Annotated in this window: 17 protein-coding genes and 1 pseudogene; 11 read left to right on the forward strand and 7 right to left on the reverse strand. The window is 74.0% G+C overall.

Annotated features, from left to right (window positions below; genetic code table 11):
* Positions 1 to 120: 120 nt before the first annotated feature.
* Positions 121 to 1,314, reverse strand: coding sequence for an acyl-CoA dehydrogenase family protein (locus tag LWC35_RS05035; RefSeq protein ID WP_232868686.1), 1,194 nt, complete (start codon positions 1,312 to 1,314; stop codon positions 121 to 123).
* 96 nt (positions 1,315 to 1,410) lie between these two features.
* Between LWC35_RS05035 and recQ the strand changes: the two genes are divergently transcribed.
* From recQ to LWC35_RS05050, 3 genes are all read left to right on the forward strand, one after another.
* Complete coding sequence (recQ, locus tag LWC35_RS05040; protein WP_232868687.1) at positions 1,411 to 3,363, forward strand: DNA helicase RecQ; 1,953 nt, start codon at positions 1,411 to 1,413, stop codon at positions 3,361 to 3,363.
* A gap of 90 nt (positions 3,364 to 3,453) precedes the next feature.
* The gene (locus LWC35_RS05045; protein WP_232868688.1) at positions 3,454 to 4,416 is read left to right on the forward strand and encodes an NAD(P)H-dependent flavin oxidoreductase; all 963 of its coding nucleotides are present in this window, start codon (positions 3,454 to 3,456) and stop codon (positions 4,414 to 4,416) included.
* Between the two features lie 153 nt (positions 4,417 to 4,569).
* The gene (locus tag LWC35_RS05050) at positions 4,570 to 6,156 is read left to right on the forward strand and encodes an AMP-binding protein (protein ID WP_232868689.1); all 1,587 of its coding nucleotides are present in this window, start codon (positions 4,570 to 4,572) and stop codon (positions 6,154 to 6,156) included.
* A 30-nt stretch (positions 6,157 to 6,186) separates the two neighbouring features.
* Here the strand turns inward: LWC35_RS05050 and LWC35_RS05055 are convergent, their stop codons facing one another.
* Complete coding sequence (locus LWC35_RS05055) at positions 6,187 to 7,341, reverse strand: coiled-coil domain-containing protein (RefSeq protein WP_232868690.1); 1,155 nt, start codon at positions 7,339 to 7,341, stop codon at positions 6,187 to 6,189.
* 221 nt (positions 7,342 to 7,562) lie between these two features.
* On the opposite strand from LWC35_RS05055, the pseudogene LWC35_RS05060 reads away from it, so the two are divergent.
* Positions 7,563 to 7,771: pseudogene (locus LWC35_RS05060) on the forward strand (hypothetical protein); the annotation flags it as partial.
* A 29-nt stretch (positions 7,772 to 7,800) separates the two neighbouring features.
* Complete coding sequence (locus tag LWC35_RS05065; protein WP_232868691.1) at positions 7,801 to 8,280, forward strand: pyridoxamine 5'-phosphate oxidase family protein; 480 nt, start codon at positions 7,801 to 7,803, stop codon at positions 8,278 to 8,280.
* Between the two features lie 568 nt (positions 8,281 to 8,848).
* Here the strand turns inward: LWC35_RS05065 and LWC35_RS05070 are convergent.
* Both LWC35_RS05070 and LWC35_RS05075 read right to left on the reverse strand, forming a co-directional pair.
* A complete protein-coding gene (locus LWC35_RS05070) occupies positions 8,849 to 9,937 on the reverse strand; it encodes an AF_0692 family protein (protein WP_504938551.1) in 1,089 nt (362 codons plus the stop codon).
* Positions 9,938 to 9,943: 6 nt separating this feature from the next.
* Positions 9,944 to 10,147 (reverse strand): DUF7489 domain-containing protein, encoded by a 204-nt coding sequence (locus tag LWC35_RS05075; RefSeq protein WP_232868693.1) that lies wholly within the window; start codon positions 10,145 to 10,147, stop codon positions 9,944 to 9,946.
* Positions 10,148 to 10,240: 93 nt separating this feature from the next.
* On the opposite strand from LWC35_RS05075, the gene LWC35_RS05080 reads away from it, so the two are divergent.
* Positions 10,241 to 10,954 (forward strand): TetR/AcrR family transcriptional regulator C-terminal domain-containing protein, encoded by a 714-nt coding sequence (locus LWC35_RS05080; protein WP_232868694.1) that lies wholly within the window; start codon positions 10,241 to 10,243, stop codon positions 10,952 to 10,954.
* A gap of 514 nt (positions 10,955 to 11,468) precedes the next feature.
* Here the strand turns inward: LWC35_RS05080 and LWC35_RS05085 are convergent.
* The 3 genes from LWC35_RS05085 to LWC35_RS05095 form a co-directional block, all read right to left on the reverse strand.
* The gene (locus LWC35_RS05085) at positions 11,469 to 12,170 is read right to left on the reverse strand and encodes an alpha/beta fold hydrolase (protein ID WP_232868695.1); all 702 of its coding nucleotides are present in this window, start codon (positions 12,168 to 12,170) and stop codon (positions 11,469 to 11,471) included.
* Positions 12,171 to 12,249: 79 nt separating this feature from the next.
* Positions 12,250 to 12,588 carry a hypothetical protein gene (locus tag LWC35_RS05090; RefSeq protein WP_232868696.1) on the reverse strand — a complete coding sequence of 113 codons (339 nt, stop codon included), beginning with the start codon at positions 12,586 to 12,588 and terminating at the stop codon, positions 12,250 to 12,252.
* 380 nt (positions 12,589 to 12,968) lie between these two features.
* Positions 12,969 to 14,150 (reverse strand): geranylgeranyl reductase family protein, encoded by a 1,182-nt coding sequence (locus LWC35_RS05095; protein ID WP_232868697.1) that lies wholly within the window; start codon positions 14,148 to 14,150, stop codon positions 12,969 to 12,971.
* Between the two features lie 143 nt (positions 14,151 to 14,293).
* Between LWC35_RS05095 and LWC35_RS05100 the strand changes: the two genes are divergently transcribed.
* From LWC35_RS05100 to LWC35_RS05120, 5 genes are all read left to right on the forward strand, one after another.
* A complete protein-coding gene (locus tag LWC35_RS05100; protein WP_232868698.1) occupies positions 14,294 to 15,070 on the forward strand; it encodes an IclR family transcriptional regulator in 777 nt (258 codons plus the stop codon).
* A gap of 211 nt (positions 15,071 to 15,281) precedes the next feature.
* On the forward strand, positions 15,282 to 16,652 hold the full coding sequence (locus LWC35_RS05105; protein ID WP_232868699.1) for an MFS transporter: 1,371 nt from the start codon (positions 15,282 to 15,284) through the stop codon (positions 16,650 to 16,652).
* Positions 16,649 to 17,713: a Rieske 2Fe-2S domain-containing protein gene (locus tag LWC35_RS05110; RefSeq protein WP_232868700.1), complete on the forward strand. Its 1,065-nt coding sequence runs from the start codon at positions 16,649 to 16,651 to the stop codon at positions 17,711 to 17,713. Before LWC35_RS05105 ends, LWC35_RS05110 begins: the two co-directional genes overlap by 4 nt.
* Positions 17,710 to 17,949, forward strand: a complete 240-nt coding sequence (locus tag LWC35_RS05115) for a hypothetical protein (RefSeq protein ID WP_232868701.1) — start codon at positions 17,710 to 17,712, stop codon at positions 17,947 to 17,949. The genes LWC35_RS05110 and LWC35_RS05115 overlap by 4 nt, the downstream gene beginning before the upstream one ends.
* A gap of 16 nt (positions 17,950 to 17,965) precedes the next feature.
* Positions 17,966 to 18,928, forward strand: a complete 963-nt coding sequence (locus LWC35_RS05120; protein WP_232868702.1) for a PDR/VanB family oxidoreductase — start codon at positions 17,966 to 17,968, stop codon at positions 18,926 to 18,928.
* Positions 18,929 to 19,102: the final 174 nt, after the last annotated feature.

Here is a 19,102-nt window from a genome sequence, read left to right on the forward strand (position 1 = left end):
AGTCGTCGAGAACCGCGTTATGGAACCATAACGCGCGCAGGAGCGGGCCGAATTCGCGTTATGGTTCCATAACGCGGTCGGGACCCGTCGAGTGCCGCGTCATGGTTCCATAGTGCGGCCTCACCTCACGAAGGCGGAGTGGCCCGTGATCGCCCGGCCGACGACCAGGGTGTTGATCTCGCGGGTGCCCTCGAAGGAGTAGAGGGCCTCGGCGTCGGCGAAGAACTTGGCGACGCCGTAGTCGAGCACCACCCCGTTGCCGCCGACGACCTGTCGCGCCAGCGCCACGCTCTCGCGCATCGCGGTGGTCGTGTACTCCTTGGCCAGGGCGGCGTGCTCGTCGCGCGCCTCGCCCGCGTCCTGCATCTCGGCCAGCCGCACGCACATGCCCAGCGAGGCGGTGATGTTGCCCAGCATCCGCACCAGCGAGTCCTGGACCAGCTGGAACCCGGCGATGGGCCGGCCGAACTGCTCGCGCTCCTTGCTGTAGGCGAGCGCCGCCTCGTAGGCGCCGATCATCGTGCCGGTGGCGCCCCAGGCCACGCCACCGCGCGTGCGGCGCAGCACGCCGTTGGTGTCCTTGAACGAGTTCGCGCGCTGCAGCCGGTCCTCCTCCGGGACCCGGCAGTCGGTCAGCACGATGTCGGCGTTCTGCACGGTGCGCAGTGCGATCTTGTTCTCGATCTTGGTGGTGGTCATGCCGGGGTTGTCCTTGTGCACGACGAAGCCCTTGACCGCGCCGTCGCCCTCGTCCCGCGCCCAGATCACGACGAGGTCGGCGAAGGTGGCGTTGCCGATCCAGCGCTTCTCGCCGTTGAGCACCCAGCTGTCGCCCTCCCGACGGGCGGTCGTCTCCAGGCCCTGCGCGACGTCGGACCCGCCGTGCGGCTCGGTGAGGCCGAAGGCGCCGATCTGCTCCATCCGCGCCATCGCGGGGAGCCAGCGCTCGCGCTGCTCGTCGGATCCGCAGAGGTCGATGCTGCCCATCGCCAGGCCGTTGTGGATGCCGAAGAAGCTGTTCAGCGAGGCGTCGGCGTGGGCCAGCTCGAGGGAGACGAACCCGATCAGCAGCCGGCGCGCGGCGGGTCCGTCGAGCCCGTCGTAGGGCAGCGCGGCGATGTCGAGCTCCGCGAACTTCGAGACGATGTCGCGCGGGAACTCGGCCCGGCTCCAGGCGTCCTGGGCGATCGGGGCGATCTCGGTCCGGCAGAACTCCCGGACGCGCCCGACGACCTTCTGCTCGTCGTCGGTGAGCAGGGACCCGTAGCCGAAGAAGTCGCCGGTGAGGAGGTCGGCGCCGCGCTGATCGCTCATGGACCGACTCTGGCACGACGCCTCGGCCCCCGCTCGCCGTCGGGACCCTTCGCGTGCCGGTCCCGGACCGTCGGTGCCGGCCTTTACGATCGCGCCGTGACCGCTCCCCCCGCCCCCGCGCTCGAGGTGCTCCACCGCGTCTTCGGCTACGAGGCGTTCCGGGGGCCGCAGCAGGAGGTCGTGGAGCACGTCTGCGCGGGGGGCGACGCCCTGGTCCTCATGCCCACGGGCGGCGGCAAGTCGCTGTGCTACCAGGTCCCGGCGCTGGTCCGGCCGGGCACGGGCGTGGTGATCTCGCCGTTGATCGCGCTCATGCAGGACCAGGTCGACGCGCTGCGCACCCTCGGGGTCGACGCCGGGTTCCTCAACTCCACCCAGAGCCCGGAGGAGCGCCGGGACACCGAGCGGGCCCTGCTCGCCGGCGAGCTGGACCTGCTCTACCTCGCCCCGGAGCGGCTGCGCGTCGGGTCGACGGTCGACCTGCTGGACCGACTGGCGGGCCAGGGCGGCATCGCGCTGTTCGCGATCGACGAGGCGCACTGCGTGGCGCAGTGGGGCCACGACTTCCGGCCGGACTACCTCATGCTCTCGGAGCTGCACCGGCGCTGGCCCGCCGTGCCGCGCATCGCGCTCACCGCCACGGCCACCGAGCACACCCGCGCGGAGATCGCCGAGCGGCTCGATCTCACCGGCGCCAAGCAGGTCGTCGCGAGCTTCGACCGGCCCAACATCCAGTACCGGATCGTGCCGAAGGCCGAACCGCGCCGGCAGCTGCTCGATCTCCTCCGCACCGAGCACGCCGGCGACTCCGGCATCGTCTACTGCCTGTCCCGCAAGTCGGTGGAGCAGACCGCGGAGTTCCTCGCCGCGCAGGGCATTCCGGCGCTGCCCTACCACGCCGGACTCGACGCCGGGGTCCGCCGCGAGCACCAGGCCCGGTTCCTCCGCGAGGAGGGCCTGGTCATGTGCGCGACCATCGCGTTCGGGATGGGGATCGACAAACCGGACGTCCGGTTCGTCGCCCACCTCGACCTGCCCAAGTCGGTCGAGGGCTACTACCAGGAGACCGGCCGCGCCGGCCGGGACGGGCTGCCGTCCACGGCCTGGCTCGCGTACGGGCTGGCCGACGTGGTGCAGCAGCGCAAGATGATCGACGACTCGGAGGGCGACCAGGCCCACAAGCGCCGCCTCGCCCAGCACCTCGACGCGATGCTCGCGCTGTGCGAGACCGTCGAGTGCCGGCGGGTGCAGCTGCTCGCCTACTTCTCGGAGAAGGCCGAGCCGTGCGGCAACTGCGACACCTGCCTCACCCCGGCGGAGTCGTGGGACGGCACGGTGCCGGCCCAGAAGCTGCTGTCCACGGTGTGGCGGCTCAAGCGCGAGCGGAACCAGAGCTTCGGGGCCGGGCAGGTCGTCGACATCCTGGTCGGCAAGCGCACGGCGAAGGTCGAGCAGTCCCGGCACGACGAGCTGTCCACCTTCGGCATCGGTACCGAGCTGTCCGAGCAGGAGTGGCGCGGCGTCGTCCGGCAGCTGCTGGCGCGCGGGCTGGTCGAGGTCGGTGGGGCCTACAACACGCTGCAGCTCACGGAGGGCAGCTCGGCGGTGCTCAAGGGCGAGCGCCAGGTGATGCTGCGCAAGGACCCCGAGCGCACGCGCACCCGGCGGTCCTCGCGCGCCACGGCCCCGGCGGCGGACCTGCCCGCCGCGGCGGCGCCGGTGTTCGAGCGGCTCCGGGCCTGGCGGGCCGCGACGGCCAAGGAGCAGGGCGTCCCCGCCTACGTGATCTTCCACGACGCCACGCTGCGCGCGATCGCCGCACTCGCCCCCTCCTCCCCCGCCGCCCTCGGCACGGTCAGCGGGGTGGGCGAGAACAAGCTCGCGAAGTACGGGGCGGGGGTGCTGGCGGCCGTCGCGGGCGCCGACGGGGGCGCCACGGGTCCCACTGCCGGCTCCACTCCCCCGGCGGCGGGCCCGCCCGAGGAGGACCGGCCGCTGGACGAGCCGCCGGAGCCGGACTACCCGGAGGACGACCCGTGGGGTCCGTGAGCGCCCGCGTCACCCCGTCGGCCCCTCGGTTCGGCCCGCCGAACGCTCGATAATCGCGGACGGACCCGCCGCCGACCATCAGGAGGATGCGTGCCGGAACCGACCGGCCTGCCCGCGCGGATCGCGCAACGGCTGCGCCTGCCCGTGATCGCCGCGCCGATGCTGCGGGTCTCCGGCCCGGACCTGGTGGTGGCGGCGTGCGAGGCGGGCGTCGTGGGCGGCTTCCCCACCGCCAACGCCCGCAGCGCCGACGAGCTCGACCGGTGGCTGGCCGAGATCGGCGCACGGTCCGGCCCGGCCGCCGCACCCTGCGCGCCGAACCTGATCATGCGTTCGCCGCGCCTCGCCGAGGACCTCGCGGTGCTGGTGCGGCACCGGGTCGAGCTGGTGATCGCGAGCGTCGGGTCGCCGGCGCCGATCCTCGGCCCGCTGCACGACGTCGGCGCGCTCGTGCTGGCCGACGTCGCGACCCTGCGCCACGCCGAGCGGGCCGCCGCAGCCGGGGCGGACGGGCTGGTCCTGCTCGCCGCGGGCGCGGGCGGGCAGACCGGCTGGATGAACCCCTTCGCGTTCGTCCGGGCCGTGCGCGGCTTCTTCGCCGGCCCGGTCGTGCTCGCGGGTGGGATCGGTGACGGGACCGCCCTCGCCGCCGCCCGTACCCTGGGCGCCGACCTCGGCTACCTGGGCACCGCGTTCCTCGCCACCCAGGAGAGCATGGCGGCACCCGAGTACAAGCGGATGTGCGTCGACAGCACGCTCGACGACGTCGTCCTGACCCGGGCGTTCACCGGCCTGCCCAGCAGCATGCTCGCCCCCGCCATCCGCGCCGCGGGCCTCGACCCGGCCGCCCTCGACGAGACGGTCACCCCGGCCGACGCCGACGCCCTCTACGGCCACGGCGGCCTCGGCCCGCGTCGCTGGACCGAGGTCTGGAGCGCCGGCCACTCGGTCTCCGGGGTCCGCGAGATCCCGACCGTCGACGAGCTCGTCGACCGCCTCGCCCGCGAGTACGAGGCCGCCGGCAGACCGGACCGCGCCGGAGCCCCCTCGTAGCGCGCCGTGGGAGGACGCTGTCCTAGGCCGGTGCCAGCACCGCTGCCACACCCGCCGTCCTGAACGGTCGTCGTGGCCCGCTGTCGCGCGGCCACCGTCGCGCCCCTGACCGAGCCCGCCCCTGACGTCCACCGCCGCACCGAGGGAGCCCCCATGAGCACGGAGATCCGGAGCACCACCGCCGCCACCGGCACCCCGCCCCTGTGGGCGGGCACCACCGTCGGGACGCTGGTGCTGCGTGCGTTGCGTCGCTACCCGGACCGGGTCGCGTTCGCGTCGGACGCCGGAACGCTCACCTACGCCGCCGTGACCGACCTCGTCGGACGGATCCAACGGGTGCTCGCGGAGCGCGGGTTCCGCCGCGGCGACCGGATCGGGCTCCTGGCCGGCAACAGTCCGGAGGCCTGGTGCGCGGGCATCGCGGTGCAGGCCGCCGGCATGGCCACCTCGTGGCTGCACCCGCTGGGCTCGGTGGAGGACCAGCTCTACCAGCTCGCCGACCTCGGCGCGGCCGGCTGCCTGGTCGACGCCCACCGGCACGGCGCCCGCGGGGCGGAGCTGGCCGGGGGCTCCGGCGACGTGCCGGTGCTCGGCCTCGGCCCGTCGGACTTCGGCCCGGACCTGCTCGCCGAGGCGGCCGCGGGCGGCACCGCGAGCGCGCACGACGTCGCGCACGTCGACGACATCGCGCTGGTCAACTACACCGGCGGCACCACGGGCCGGCCCAAGGGCGTGATGCGCCGGCACCCGGCCGTCACGCACATCATGTCCGTCGGCACCCTCACCGACTTCGAGATCCCCTTCGACGCCCGGTACCTCGCCGTCGCACCGATCACGCACGTCGCGGGCACCAAGGTCGTCCCGGTCCTGCAGCGCGGCGGCACCGTGCACCTGCAGGACGGCTTCGATCCGGGCCGCGTCCTGGAGACGATCGAACGCGAGCGGATCACGATGACCCTGGCCGTGCCGACGATGATCTACGCACTGCTCGACCACCCCGCCCTCGACCGCACCGACCTCGGCTCGCTGGAGCTGCTGCTCTACGGCGCCTCCCCCATGTCGCCGACGCGGCTGGCGGAGGGCCTGGAGCGGATCGGGCCGGTGTTCTCGCAGCTCTACGGGCAGACCGAGTGCTACCCGATCAGCGTTCTGCGCCGGGCCGAGCACGCCGACCCGACCCTCGACGGGTCGTGCGGGGTGCCGATCAGCACCGTCGACGTCACGCTCCTCGACCCGGAGGGCAACCCCGTCGAGCCCGGCGAGCCGGGCGAGATCTGCGTGCGGGGCCCCGGCACGATGGAGGAGTACTGGCGCAAGCCCGACCTCACCGCGCAGGCCTTCGCGCACGGCTGGCTGCACACCGGCGACGTCGCCCGGCGCGACGACCGGGGTTACCTCACGATCGTCGACCGCACCAAGGACATGATCATCAGTGGCGGCTTCAACGTGTTCCCGCGTGAGGTGGAGGACGCGTTGACCAGCCACGACGCCGTCGCGATGGCCGCGGTGTTCGGGCTGCCGGACGAGAAGTGGGGCGAGGCCGTGACCGCCGCGGTCGTGCTGCGGCCCGGCGCGCGGGCGACCGCCGAGGAGCTGGCCGCGCACGTGCGGGCCCTCAAGGGCGCGGTGCAGACGCCGAAGTCCGTCCACCTGGTCGAGGCCCTGCCGACGACGGCCGTCGGCAAGATCGACAAGAAGGCGTTGCGGGCCGGCCTGCGGACCGGCGGGCTCGAGCGGTAGCCCTCGGCGGGCGCAGGCCGTCCCCGCACGTCACCCGTCCGAGGTCGCCTCCGCCGCGCCGCCGCCGCCCGAGGCGCTGCTGCCGGTGGCGGCGCCGTCAGCAGGTCCGGTGCGGAGCAGCGCCAGCTCGTGTTCGGCCGCACCGAGCCGACGGTGCAGGTCGGCGACCTCCCGAGCGTGCTCGGCGGTACGCCGGTCCAGCGCCGTGGCGTGCTCCGCCCGCAGCCGATCCTGCGCCTCGGAGGCGCCTGTGCGGAGGGCCGCCACCTGGGCGGCGTGCTCCTCGCGCAGCCCGGCCAGCGCGCTGTCCAGCTCGGCGCGATGGGTGGCGGCGGCGTCCCGGGACCGCCGGCGTTCGGCGTCGAGCTCCGCCCGGTACTCCTCGGCGGCGGCGCGACTGCGTTCCCGCTCCGCCTCGAGTTCCGCCCGGTGGGTCTGCGCCGCTTCGCGCGCGCGGCGCCGTTCGGCGTCGAGGTCGGCGTCGCGGGCCGCGAGGGTGGCGCGCAGGGCGGCCAGCTCGTCGCGCAGCTGCGCGGTCTGGGCGGCCGCGGCCTCGGCGAGCTCCTCGGCCCGCACCGCCCGGTCCTCCAGGGCGACGGATCGGCCCTCGGCGCGCAGTTTGTCCCGCTCCGCGGCGGCCGCCGCCTGCTCTGCCCGCGTGCGGGCCCGGTCGGCCTCCGCCCGCAGCTCCACCGCCTCGGCGGCCCGCGTGTCCGCCTCCGCCTGCTTCGCCTCGGCCCGGGCCCCGCGCTCCTCCGCGGCCAGCCGCGCGCCGTGGTCCTCCGCCGCCCGCGCCAGCGCCGCGTCCCGCGCCGCCAATGCCTCGCGGACCTCGTCGTCGAGCTGCGCGCGCAGCACCGCGACGCCGTCGAGCACCGCGGTGAGCGGGCCGCTCGCGGCGGCGAGCCGGGCTCCGAGGTCGTCGACGGCGGTGACCGCCCCCGCCGTGTCCCCCTCCTCGCGCAACGACTCGACCGCGACGAACGCCGCTTCGGCGTCCTTGCAGCTCAACCCCTTCGTCCCCCAGGTCCGGCCGTCCTGGCAGTAGCGCGGCCGGTTGCCCCGCCCCGCCAGCACGGGCAGCGGTTCCCGGCAGCGCCGGAACGCGCACCGGCGGGGCTCCCCTCCGATCTCCCCGGGCGTCCCGGCGCGCGCCGCCGCCGTTTCCGCAGGTCGCCGTGCCATCGCCGGCTCCTCCACGCGTGCCTCCTGAAACTACATAGTTCTAATTCATATAGGAGAACTACAGTTCTGTAGTTCGCAGCATACTCAACCAAGGAGAACACCTCTTCTCCTGGGTCGGACGCCGGCCTGTGGCCCGAGCGCCCCGAAAAAGTGGGTGCCCTGTCTCAGCGAAGCTGGCACCCGCGCGGGGGGCTTGCCAGCATGTCTCAGCTCAGAGCGCGATCCAGGCCGGCAGACGGTGGCCGGTCGAGCGCCTGCACTCGTGGATGAACGGCGACGGCAGGCTGTGCGGCGGCACCGACGAACGCGCGATGTCGTCGAGTTCTACCTCTACCTCGCCGCCGCGCTGACCGTGATCCGCCGTCTGATCAACTCCGCCTCGAAGCACGCCGCGATGAGTTCCGGGCGAAGATCCGGTCCTCTCCGGTGAGATGTGCCCACGCAGGACGGAGTGCTGACATGGACGCCACCCGGATCACCGAGATCCTTACCGACCCCGTCACCCTCGAGCTGGTCGAGCGGTCGCCGCTGATGCGGATCGGGTACACCGGGCTGGACGGGGCGCCGAGGGTCGTTCCGCTCGCCTACCTGCTGCGCGCCGAGACCTTCGTCTTCTGCACCGTCACCTCCTCGGACAAGGTGCCCGCGCTGCAGCGCGACCCGCGAGTGGCGATCACGATCGACGTCCCGCAGCCGCTGTGCTGCCTCCTGGTGCGCGGCACCGCGCACGTCGAGGTCGTCGACGGCGTGCCGGAGGAGTACCTGCAGGCTTCGCACCGCACCGTTCCGGCTGAGCAGCACGAGGCCTTCGACGCCCAGGTGCGCGGGCTCTACGACTCGATGGCCCGCGTCGTCGTCACGCCGACCTGGGTGCGGCTCAACGACTTCCAGCGCACGGCCCCCCGGGCGGTCGAAAGGATCGTCGCCGCCAAGAGCTGAGGGCGCGAGCCGCCGGGGCACCGGTGACGGGGCCCGGCGGGTTCGCCATCAGCGACGGGCGCTCGGTGGAGGTCTACGCCAATCCGAGACCGCGCACGACTGCGCCCGCGAGCACTGAGCAGCAGAGCGTGTCGATCCCGGCGCACGGCCGTCGTATGCCGCCAGCGCCGCGCCGCGCCACGAACGCGACCACGGCCTGACCCTCCCGCAGCAGACCCCGGTTCGGACGGCGACGCCGAGCTCGGCGGGGGTCCCCAGCAGGCTGATGGCCAAGGGTCTTCCCAGGCTGCTTGGGGTCGTCGTCGGGCCCGTCGTCGGGAGTGGGCAGGCTCGTCGGCCACGTGCTCGTCGACGTGCTCGGCCTGGTCAGGCTGGTCGCCGCACCAGCAGTCATCGAGCGCCGCACGTCAATCATCGTGCCCGGCAGCGCCCTGTGGGCCACATGGCCGAGCGGTGGCCGCGACCCTCCATGCAGAACGAGAAGATGGTGCACGGGCGCGCAGACACGCGGACCGCGCCGGCGCCGGTGCGAACGCATCCACACGGTGATCGGTCGCGGGCGTGACCTTCACTCCGGTCGGGAGCGGAGGGCGTGGATGCCAAGCGGTGCGGGCCCACCGCCCCCGGTGATGTCCGCCGTGCGGAGCCGCCGGTCGAGGACCACGAGCCCCAGCACGGTCAGCCCGATGATCGCGACCAGGCCGACCCGGTCCACGGCTGTGCGCGCCATGATGACCAGCCCCCCGACGCTGTGGGCCACGAGCGCGCCGCCGACGACGGCCAGCGTGTGCCGCTGTGTCCACGCCGGCCGGGCTGCTGCCCTGCTCAGGAAGCGGTAGCAGGCGATGGCGGTCACCGCGGTCACGCCCATCGGGACGAGCACGGCAAGCCCGTGGGTGAACGCCGGTTGCTGCTGCCCGAACACCGGGAACGACAGCCCGAAGAAGACCAGCGTCGCGGTCGCGGACGCGCCGTAGAGGACGACGAGCCGGGGCGGTGCCGCGGGTTTGGCCGGCGCCGTGTGGGTGGGCGGCAACACCCTCAGCGCGAGCGCCACGAGCGCGAGCACCAGCACCAGGCAGCCGAGGACGACCGGAAGCGGCGCCTGATAGCCGGGGTCCTGCGACGGCGGGACCGTCAGGCGCAGCACGGCGACGCCGAGCACCGCCATCACCGCGGCGACCGCGGTGCCCGTGCGGCCCAGGTACGGGCGAGCGCGGTGCGCGGGGAACAAGAGATCGGTGAGAGCGATCGGGACGGAGACGGTGAACACTGCGTGATACAGCGCGTTCGCCTCCCAGTAGGGAGCGTTGATCCCGAGGATGCGCGCTCCCCACGAGGCGGCGTCGTACAGCCGTGGGCTGCTCAGCGCCTGCAACCCGATCCCGTCCTCGACGATCTCGTAGGCGATCGCCAGCAGCAGGATGCTCGGCCAGCCGCGGCCGCGCCGCAGGACGACCTCCCGGATCAGGAGGGCCCCGGCCCCGTAGATCGGCATCCACAGCAGGATCAGCCAGGCCATTCTGACCGGTGTCGAGCCCAGCGCGAGCTCCGACACGAGCGGGGCCAGGACGACAAGCGTCCAGGCCGCGCGACGGTGGCGTCGCCCGGGGTCAACCGGTCGTGCCGCGGCGCTTCCGTGGGAGTCGGTCGCCATCAGGGATCAGCCGCGGTGCGGGTCGGCGCCGGCCTCTTTCACGAGCCGGTCGCCCACCTGCAGGTCCTTCCACACGGCGCGACGCACCCGGACTCGGGCCGTCGTCCCGTCCTCCAGTCGCACCTCCACCCGTCGGTAGAGATTCGAGCCGTCGAGCAGGGCGCGGGTCTTCCGCACGACCGTTCCGCTCCAGGCGTCCTGTGCAGCCATGTTCTCCCCCTGAGGTGCCGTCCGTCCGTCACGGCAACTTATCACCGATAAGCTGGGAGCGCGGGAGCCTCGATCCGTCAGTACAGTCACGCCATGTCACGAGGACGCCCGAGGCTCGACCGGCAGGCGATCGTCGCGGCCACCCTCGAGGCCCTTGACGAGCGCGGACTCGACAGACTCTCGAGCCACGCCGTCGCCGCTCGGCTCGGAGTACGACAGCCGGCGCTCTACCACCACTTTCGTGACATGGCCGAGCTCCTGGCCGCCGTGGCAGCCGAGGTGCTCGACCGCTGGCACACCGAACGTCTCCCGAAGGCCGGGGAGAACTGGGACAGCTTCCTGCTGCGTAACGCCCGCAGCATGCGACGCGCGATGCTTGCCGTCCGCGACGGAGCCAGACTGATCGCCACGGCCGGAGCGCGGGCACCCAACCCCGCCAACTCGCTCGCCCAGGTGAGCTTCCTCGAGGGCCACGGCTTCAGCGGGCCGGACGCGGTGCTTGCCGCCATCGCCGTGTCCCGCTACACGATCGGGTCGACGCTCGAGCAGCAGTCCGCCCGCGACGGGACCGCCATCCTCGTTCCCGGCGAGGACGAGCTCCCCGGAGCCGACCGGTTCGCCCGCATCGCCGAGACGGTCGCCGAGCTGGGGCCCGACCACGAATTCGAGATCGGACTCGCAGCGCTCGTACGGGGTCTGGCCCCATCCCCTCGACGGGGGGCCGAGGAGTCGGCCAGCCGTCGGGGCAGCGATCCGGCCCCTCCCGTTGCTGTCGAGGAGCCGGCTCCGACGAGCGACGGCCGCTGAACATCGTCCGGTGATCCGACTCGCCCCGGGTCTGGTGGAGGCCCGGCGCGATCAGCGGGCCATCTCGATGGCGTCGAAGATCATGGTGGTGCGCACGTGCACGACCCGTCACCGGACGATCGTGCGAGAGAACGCGTCGACGATGACGCTCACGGAGGCACCCCCGCCCAGGTCGGGACGAAGGTCAGGTCGATGACCCCGCCGGCCCGACCTCAGGACCGGAAGGACGACACCACGCGGGTTGTGCGCCGCCAATCGCCTCGACGTGTCCACCACCGAGATCGCACTCGTAGGCGCGTGAGCACGTAGCCCCGCCCCGCACGGCCCTGCCCCGGACAGGGAGCTGGACCTACCTGGCCAGGTAGCCGGCTCGACGTCGTGCAACTCGGCGAGGTTCACCGCCGCGTCCGGCTCAGGCGACCCGCTCAGGACCACGCAGCGGTGCGACTCGCTCGACCCCGCCGCCCCGCCGGCCGCCCGGCGGGATCCGCACTGCGTCCTCCTCGTCAGGGCCTCACGCGGTGGTCCGGAGGGCCTCGACAGCGGTCAGGATGAACCGGAGCACGTCGTCGGGGTGGGAGACCATCGCGACGTGGTTCGTCGCGACCTCGACGGTCGTGGCGTTCATGCGGGCGGCGAACTGACGCTGGGCCTCGGGCGGGATGGCCTGGTCGCCGTCGGCGACCAGGAACCACGACGGGAGCGTCCGCCAGGCCGGCACGCCCATGACCTCCTCGACCGCCGACCAGGACAGCGGCTGCTGCACCGCGTACATGACGCGGGCCTTCGTCGGGTCGACGTCGGCGGCGAAGTGGTTGACGAAGTCGTCCTCGGGGAGCCAGGCGAAGCCCTGCTCGTCGACCTGCAGGTGCGCCAGCGCCGGACCCGGGGGGCCCTGCGCGAGCAGCTTGCCGATCGATTCGCCCTCGTCCAGCCCGAACGCCGCGATGTAGACCAGGCCGACGACGTTCGGGGCGTCCGTACCCAGCGCGGTGACGATCTGCCCGCCGTAGGAGTGGCCGGCGACGACGGTCGGACCGTCCTGGCGGGCCAGCACCTGGCGGAGCCGGGCGACGTCGGCCGCCAGGGAGGTCTCCGGGAACTGGGGCGCGGTGACGGTGTAGCCCTCGGCTTGCAGGCGCTCGACGACCGCGCTCCAGCAGGAGCCGTCGGCCCACGCACCATGGACGAGGACGATGTTCGGACGGCCACTCATGGTGTTCCTTTCCCGGTATCCGTTGTGAGCGCGTGCTGAGCGGGAGGAGGCCCGCTCCCCGCAGAGCCACGGGGATCGGTCAGGGGGTCGGCGGGTTCGTGTCCGTCGGGTCGGCGCGTGCGCCGGCGTGGTCACGCCCGGTCGTCGCGGCCTCGAGCTCGGGGAGGTAGCGCAGCACGTGCCCCGACAGATCGGCGGCCGCCGACACCACGCCGTGCGTGAGCACGTCGTCCCTCTGGCGGATCTCACCGGCGAGGCTCTCGAGCAGCCGGGCGATCGCGGACAGGACGTACTCGCCCGGGAAGCGCGCGCCGAAGATCTGCTCGGGCCGCGAGCCGCGCAGTGTCGTCGCCGCTTCCTCGAGCAGGGCCGGATCACCGCGGAGGGCCCAGCGATTCGGGGAGTCTTCCGTGCCCATGGGGCATTCGACTCTGCGCGCCGAACGGGCCTCATCACCCGCCACGGGTGAGGAGTCGAGACGGTGCCCTCGGGGCGAGGCCGGGGGCGACCACCGCGAGCAGGGGCAGGAGGCGCGTGCTCGGGGGTGCGGCGTCGTCACCTGGCGTGGCCGATCCTGGTCACCGGGTGTTCGGCGCCGCGAAAACCTCGACATCGCGCTGCCCAACCTGGACACGGTGTTCGGCGGGGCGGCGTGCCCGGGAACCTCCGGGCTGCGGGTCCTCACCCTTCGTTCGGAACCCGCAGCGGCGCGGCCGTTCGTCCCCCGGGGGACGCAACGGCGCGTCTCGACCACGGGGTCGGGCGGCCGCGCCGTCACGAGGCCCCGACGGCTGCTCCTCAGGAGGTCGCCGGGGCGAGGAGCGGCCCTGTGGGCACGCCCGCGCGCCGCCCCGTCCCCGGCCGGACGAAGAGGGCGCCGATCGTGGCAAGGGTGCGGGCGTTTGCGGCGCCTCGTCCCAGGCCGACCTCGACGACGTCGTCGAACACCGCGCGGTCCCGCGCCGCGGCGAGCACGGCGGCGTGGACGAACCGGGGGCTGCGCATGAGACGGGCCAGCGCCGCGGTGTGCCGGTGGTGCCGGCCGAAGCAACGGCGCAGGCTCGCGCGGTGGACCGCTCCGGCCGCCGCCCCGCACAACGCGGCCTGGCCGGCGAGCACCCCGGAGGCCACGGCGTCGAAGATGCCCTCGCCGGTGAGGGGGTTGACGAGCGCCGCCGCATCGCCGGCGAGGAGCACCCGCCCGTCGGGCTGCGTGCGGCCGCCGGTCGACAGCGGCAGGCGGTGGCCCCGGACGGTCGCCGGATCGAGCTCCAGGCCCGGCAGCTGTGCGTCGAGGCCGGCGAGGAGCTCGTCGCGGCTGGTCGGCACGGTGCCGTCGAAGATCCCGTACCCGACGTTCGCCCCGCCGTCGGCGAGCGGGAAGGACCACGCGTAGGCGGGCCGGCGGCCCTCCGCGAACGCGATGTGCAACGCCCCGGGGGTCGCGGGGGTGTGCGGGCTGTAGCCCCGGACCGCCACGGCCAGCTCGCGGGGCCGGGACCCGATCCCGAGGCTGCGGCGGACGACGGAGTTGGCGCCGTCCGCGCCGATCACCGTGCGGGCGGCCGTGTCGCCGTCGAGCACGACGTGGTCGGGGTGGGCGTCGACGCGGCGCACGCGCTGCCGCCGCAGCCGGGCCCCGCGCTCGACGCACGCCGTGACCAGGGCGTCGTCGAGCACGGCCCGGGGCACGACGCGGTTCGGGCGGGCGCAGCGCCGGTCGGCGACGGCCCCGCGCGACGAGCGGACGTGCAGCCGCGGCACGGAGGCGCCGAGGCCGGCGAGGTCGGGCACGCCGAGCGCGGCGAGGAGGTCGAAGACCCCGGCGGCGACGCCGTCGCCGCACGTCTTGTCCCGCGGGAACCGGGCCGCGTCGAGCAGCAGGACACGGGCGTCGGGCCGGAGCTGGAGCACCCGCAGCGCGGCCGCGCTCCCCGCAGGTCCCGCCCCGACCACGGCGACGTCGTACATGCCGGTCATCGCGACCTCCCCGCCGCCCGGGCGGAGCACCGGTGCCGCGGGCGGTAGCCCGGGACGCCGCGACCGAACCGGTCGGACCCCGCTGCGGTAGACAAGCACACACCGGGCATCCGGGCGCGGCAGACGGACGAGCGGGAGCGGACATGGCGGGTCGGGGGCGACCGACGGGCCCGACGGGCCCGGTGCTGACCCGGGGGCTCGCGCTGCTCGCCGCCTTCGGTCCGACCCGCCCGGCGATGACGCTGAGCCAGCTCGCCCGGCACACGGGGATGCCGCTGTCGACCGCGCACCGGCTGCTCGGCGAGCTCGTCGAGTGGGGCGCCCTGGAACGCGACGACACCGGCTCCTACCGCGTCGGGCTGCGGCTGTGGGAGCTCGGCGCCCTCGCCCCGCGCGGCCAGGGTCTGCGCGAACGCGCCCTGCCGTTCCTGGAGGACCTCTCCCAGATCACCCGGGAGAACGTCCAGCTCGCGGTCCGCGAGGGCACCGAGGTCGTGTTCGTCGAGCGGATCGGCGGCTCCGGCGCGGTCCCGGTGCTGACGCGCGTGGGCGGGCGGTTCGCCCTCACCGCCACCGGGGTCGGGCTCGTGCTGCTCGCGCACGCCCCCACCGAGGTGCAGGAGGACGTCCTCGGCAGCCGCCTCGAGCGGTTCACCGAGCGCACGGTCACCGACGCCGACCGGCTGCGCCGCATGCTCGCCGACGTCCGCGTGAACGGGTTCTCGATCAGCGACCGCCAGGTGACGATGGACGCGCTCTCCGTCGGCGCGCCGATCCAGGACGAGCGCGGGCAGGTCGTCGCGGCCGTCTCGCTGGTGGTCCGGCACGGCACCGCCTCACCGCACACGCTCAGCCCGCTCGTGCGGACGAGCGCCCGCGCGATCAGCCGGGCGCTCGCCGAGGGCTACCGCGCGGGCTGAGGACGCCCGACACCGCACAAATCCTTCCATTTCCCGGAAGTCGGGTTCGGCGCCGCCGGTCGCCGAACGCATGCTCTCGGACACCGCACCGGGACCAGACCCGGGCGGCGCCCGCCCCGGTCACCACCGACGCACGGCGGGCCCGGCGCAGACGACAACGGAGTGCTGCCATGCGTCCTCCCACCCCTCGCGATCCCGCGGGCCGGCGCCGATGAGCGCCACGGTCCGGGAGCTGATCGACGAGCGGCCGATGTCCCGTTTCCAGTGGGGCGCCGTCGTGGTGTGCGTGCTGCTGAACATGCTCGACGGCTTCGACGTGCTGGTCATGGCCTTCACGGGCAAGTCCGTCGCCGCCGACTGGGGTCTCAACGGTGCCCAGCTCGGCCTGCTGCTCTCCGCCGGCCTGATCGGTATGGCCGTCGGCTCGATGGTCGTGGCCCCGTGGGCGGACCGGCTCGGCCGGCGCCCGATCGTGCTCGGCTGCCTCGCCGTCGCGGCCGCCGCGATGCTGCTGTCGGCGGCCAGCCAGTCCCCGGCCCAGCTCGGCGTGCTCCGCGCGGTGACCGGCCTGGGCATCGGCAGCATCCTCGCCACCAGCAACGTCATCGCCGCCGAGTACGCCTCGACCCGCTGGCGCGGCCTCGCGGTCAGCCTGAACTCGACGGGCTACGCGCTCGGCGCCACCCTCGGCGGCCTGCTCGCCGCCGTGCTCATCGGCCAGTTCGGCTGGCGGGCGGTGTTCCTCGCCGGTGGCCTCGCGACCGCCGCGTCGATCCCGCTGGTCTGGTGGCGGCTGCCCGAGTCGCTGGACTTCCTCCTGGTCCGCCGCCCGGCGCGCGCCCTGGAGCGGGTCAACGGCCTGCTCGCGCGGATGCGCCACGAGCCGCTGGTCGCCCTGCCCGAGCAGACCGCGGCACCCCGGGGCGTCGGCGCCGGCTACAAGGAGCTGCTCACCCCGCGGCTGCGCCGCACCACGCTCGTGCTCTGGGTCGTCTTCTTCTGCATCATGGCGGGCTTCTACTTCGTGACGAGCTGGACGCCGACCCTGCTGGTCGAGGCCGGCCTCTCCCCCACCGCCGGGATCGCCGGCGGCACCCTGCTCAACGTCGGCGGGATCTTCGGCGCCGCGCTGCTCGGCCTGCTGGCAGCGAAGTTCGCCCTGCGCACCGTGCTTGCCACCTACCTGGTCGCGACGGGCGTGCTGCTGGCGGTCTTCATCGGCGCGTCGTCGTCGCTGGCCGCGGCCTTCGCGATCGCCGCCGTGATCGGCGTGTTCGTCAACGGCTGTGTCGCCGGCCTCTACGCCCTCACCCCGACCGTCTACGACCCGGCCGTGCGCACCACGGGCGTGGGCACCGGACTGGCCATCGGTCGCGCCGGCGCGATCCTCGCCCCGACGCTCGCCGGCACGCTGCTCGACGGCGGCTGGACCCCCGAGCAGCTCTACGTCGCCTTCGGCGCGGTGTTCGTCGCGACCGCCGCCCTGCTCTTCCTCCTCCGGCTGCGCAGCACCACCGCGGACACCACCGGATCGCGCGCCGCCGGCACCACCACCGTCCGAGCCGAGGGAGCCACCTCATGAGCACCATCCCCCGCAACCAGTGGTACGTCGCCGCGTACGGCTCCGAGATCCGCCACGAGCTGTTCGCCCGCACGATCTGCGACGAGCCGATCCTGTTCTGGCGCACCGGGTCCGGCGAGGTCGTCGCCAACTCCGACCGCTGCGTGCACCGCCGCTTCCCGCTCTCCCAGGCCCCGTCCCGTCTCGTCGACGACAAGGTCGTCTGCGGCTACCACGGCTTCACCTACGGCGGCGACGGCAAGTGCGTCGCCGTGCCCGGCCAGACCCGCGTGCCGCGCACCGCCCGGCTCACCCCGTACCCGGTCGTCGAGCTCGACTCGCTGGTCTGGATCTGGATCGGCGACCCCGCCCTGGCCGACCCGACCCGCATCCCCCGCGCGACCTACCTGGCCTCGCCGGCCTTCACCACGGTCCGCGGGATGGAGCCGCTGCAGGCCCGCTTCTCGCTGCTGGTCGACAACCTGCTCGACCTGTCGCACGAGACCTACCTGCACGGCGGCTACATCGGCACCCCCGAGGTCGCCTCGACCCCGATCTCCACCGAGGTCGACGACGAGGCCGGCATCGTCTACGTCTCCCGGCACATGGACGACGCGGAGTGCCCGCCCTTCTACGCGAGGTCCACCGGCCTGCAGGGGCGCATCGCCCGCTGGCAGGACATCGAGTACACCCCGCCGTGCCTGTACAAGCTGCACAGCCGGATCGCGCCCGTCGGCTCCGTCCCGAACCCCGACGGCACCGACCCCGACGCCTTCCACGTCGAGGTCGTCTACGCGATCACCCCCGAGACCGAGCACTCCACGCACGACTTCTGGATGGTCGCCCGGGACTTCGCGCTCGACGACGAGGAGGTCTCGGCCTTCCTCGCCGAGAACAACCGGACCGTGGTGCTGCAGGACGTCGAGGCCCTCGACGTGCTCGAGCAGGTGATCCAGGGCGAGCCGGAGGGCTATCAGGAGCTCTCGATCAACATCGACACCGGCGGCCTGGCCGCGCGCCGCATGCTCGCCCGGATGGTCGGGCAGGCCCCGCGGAACGCGCCGGCGGCCCCCGCCCGATGAGCGGCGGCATCCCGGAGGCCCCGCCCGTCCTGGGCGGCGACCGCGTCTACCGCATCCACTGGGTCCTCGGCACCGACCGGCTCCGCGCGGTCTGCCACTGCGGCAGCGAGCGGATCTTCGAGGACCCGGTGGAGCTGTGGGAGTGGCTGCTCGCCCACCCGGACGGTCACGAGCCCGCCGCCGTTCCCGCCCCCTCGCCCGAACCCGCCCCGGCCCGCGAACCCGCGCCGGCCTGAGCCACCGAGGAGACCCATGCCGAGCGAGACGACCGAGCCCGAGCTCGACCTCGTCCTGGAGAAGAAGGAGACCCTCGCCGACGGCGTCGTGCAGCTGACCCTGCGCGACCCCGCCGGCGCCGACCTGCCCGCCTGGGCGCCCGGGGCGCACGTCGACCTGGTGCTCACCGGGGACCTGACCCGGCAGTACTCGCTCTGCGGCGACCCGGCCGAGCGCTCCGTGATGCAGGTCGCCGTGCTGCGCGAACCTGCCGGTCGCGGCGGCTCGGCCCACGTCCACGACGAGCTGGCCGAGGGCGACACCGTGCGGGTCCGCGGGCCGCGCAACCACTTCGCGCTCGTCGACGCCCCGCGCTACCTGTTCCTGGCCGGCGGCATCGGCATCACGCCGATCCTGCCGATGGTCGCCGCGGCCGAGGCCGCCGGCGCCGACTGGCGGCTCGTCTACGGCGGTCGCAGCCGCGCGTCGATGGCCTTCCGCGACCGGCTTGAGGAGCGGTACCCCGACCGGGTCGACGTCCGGCCGCAGGACGAGACGGGGCTGCTCGACCTGGCCGCCCTGCTCGGCGAGCCGGCCGCGGACACGGCGGTCTACTGCTGCGGCCCCGAGCCGCTGCTGGCCGCCGTCGAGGAGCGGTGCGCCGCCTGGCCCGCCGGTTCCCTGCACCTGGAGCGGTTCGCGCCCAAGGCCGGCGCGGACGACGGGCCGCGGGAGGCCTTCGAGGTCGAGCTCGCGCAGACCGGCACCACGCTGACCGTGCCGGCGGACCGGTCGATCCTCGAGGTGGTGGAGGAGGCCGGCGTCGGGATCCTCTCGTCGTGCCGCGAGGGCACCTGCGGGACGTGCGAGACCGGGGTGCTCGAGGGCGTCCCGGACCACCGCGACTCGGTGCTCACCGCCGAGGAGCAGGCCGAGAACGACGCGATGATGATCTGCGTGTCCCGCTCCTGCTCGGCCCGGCTGGTCCTCGACCTCTGACGGGTCCTGCCGGGCCTGGTTGTGCCCGGCTCGGCTCCGGTAGCGGCCGGCGGGTCAGCCTCCCGGTCTCCGGGCGCGGAGCCCTACGCTCTCGGTCCCGCGCTGTGGACCTGCTGAGAAGTCCGGTAACGATGTTGTGAAAGGGGTACACCGGGGTCACGGCCTCACGCGGAG

Origin of the sequence: Pseudonocardia kujensis (genome assembly GCF_021283305.1) — a bacterium.
GTDB classification, from domain to species: domain Bacteria; phylum Actinomycetota; class Actinomycetes; order Mycobacteriales; family Pseudonocardiaceae; genus Pseudonocardia; species Pseudonocardia kujensis.

Bases quoted from the DNA above. Each gene is read 5' to 3' on its own strand.
- LWC35_RS05070 (WP_504938551.1), bottom strand. From the start codon at position 9,937: ATGGCGACCGACTCCCACGGAAGCGCCGCGGCACGACCGGTTGACCCC.
- LWC35_RS05115 (WP_232868701.1), top strand. From the start codon at position 17,710: ATGAGCGGCGGCATCCCGGAGGCCCCGCCCGTCCTGGGCGGCGACCGC.
- LWC35_RS05035 (WP_232868686.1), bottom strand. From the start codon at position 1,314: ATGAGCGATCAGCGCGGCGCCGACCTCCTCACCGGCGACTTCTTCGGC.
- LWC35_RS05090 (WP_232868696.1), bottom strand. From the start codon at position 12,588: ATGGGCACGGAAGACTCCCCGAATCGCTGGGCCCTCCGCGGTGATCCG.
- LWC35_RS05095 (WP_232868697.1), bottom strand. From the start codon at position 14,150: ATGACCGGCATGTACGACGTCGCCGTGGTCGGGGCGGGACCTGCGGGG.
- LWC35_RS05120 (WP_232868702.1), top strand. From the start codon at position 17,966: ATGCCGAGCGAGACGACCGAGCCCGAGCTCGACCTCGTCCTGGAGAAG.
- LWC35_RS05080 (WP_232868694.1), top strand. From the start codon at position 10,241: ATGTCACGAGGACGCCCGAGGCTCGACCGGCAGGCGATCGTCGCGGCC.
- LWC35_RS05085 (WP_232868695.1), bottom strand. From the start codon at position 12,170: ATGAGTGGCCGTCCGAACATCGTCCTCGTCCATGGTGCGTGGGCCGAC.
- LWC35_RS05075 (WP_232868693.1), bottom strand. From the start codon at position 10,147: ATGGCTGCACAGGACGCCTGGAGCGGAACGGTCGTGCGGAAGACCCGC.
- LWC35_RS05100 (WP_232868698.1), top strand. From the start codon at position 14,294: ATGGCGGGTCGGGGGCGACCGACGGGCCCGACGGGCCCGGTGCTGACC.
- LWC35_RS05110 (WP_232868700.1), top strand. From the start codon at position 16,649: ATGAGCACCATCCCCCGCAACCAGTGGTACGTCGCCGCGTACGGCTCC.
- LWC35_RS05050 (WP_232868689.1), top strand. From the start codon at position 4,570: ATGAGCACGGAGATCCGGAGCACCACCGCCGCCACCGGCACCCCGCCC.
- LWC35_RS05065 (WP_232868691.1), top strand. From the start codon at position 7,801: ATGGACGCCACCCGGATCACCGAGATCCTTACCGACCCCGTCACCCTC.
- LWC35_RS05105 (WP_232868699.1), top strand. From the start codon at position 15,282: ATGAGCGCCACGGTCCGGGAGCTGATCGACGAGCGGCCGATGTCCCGT.
- LWC35_RS05055 (WP_232868690.1), bottom strand. From the start codon at position 7,341: ATGGCACGGCGACCTGCGGAAACGGCGGCGGCGCGCGCCGGGACGCCC.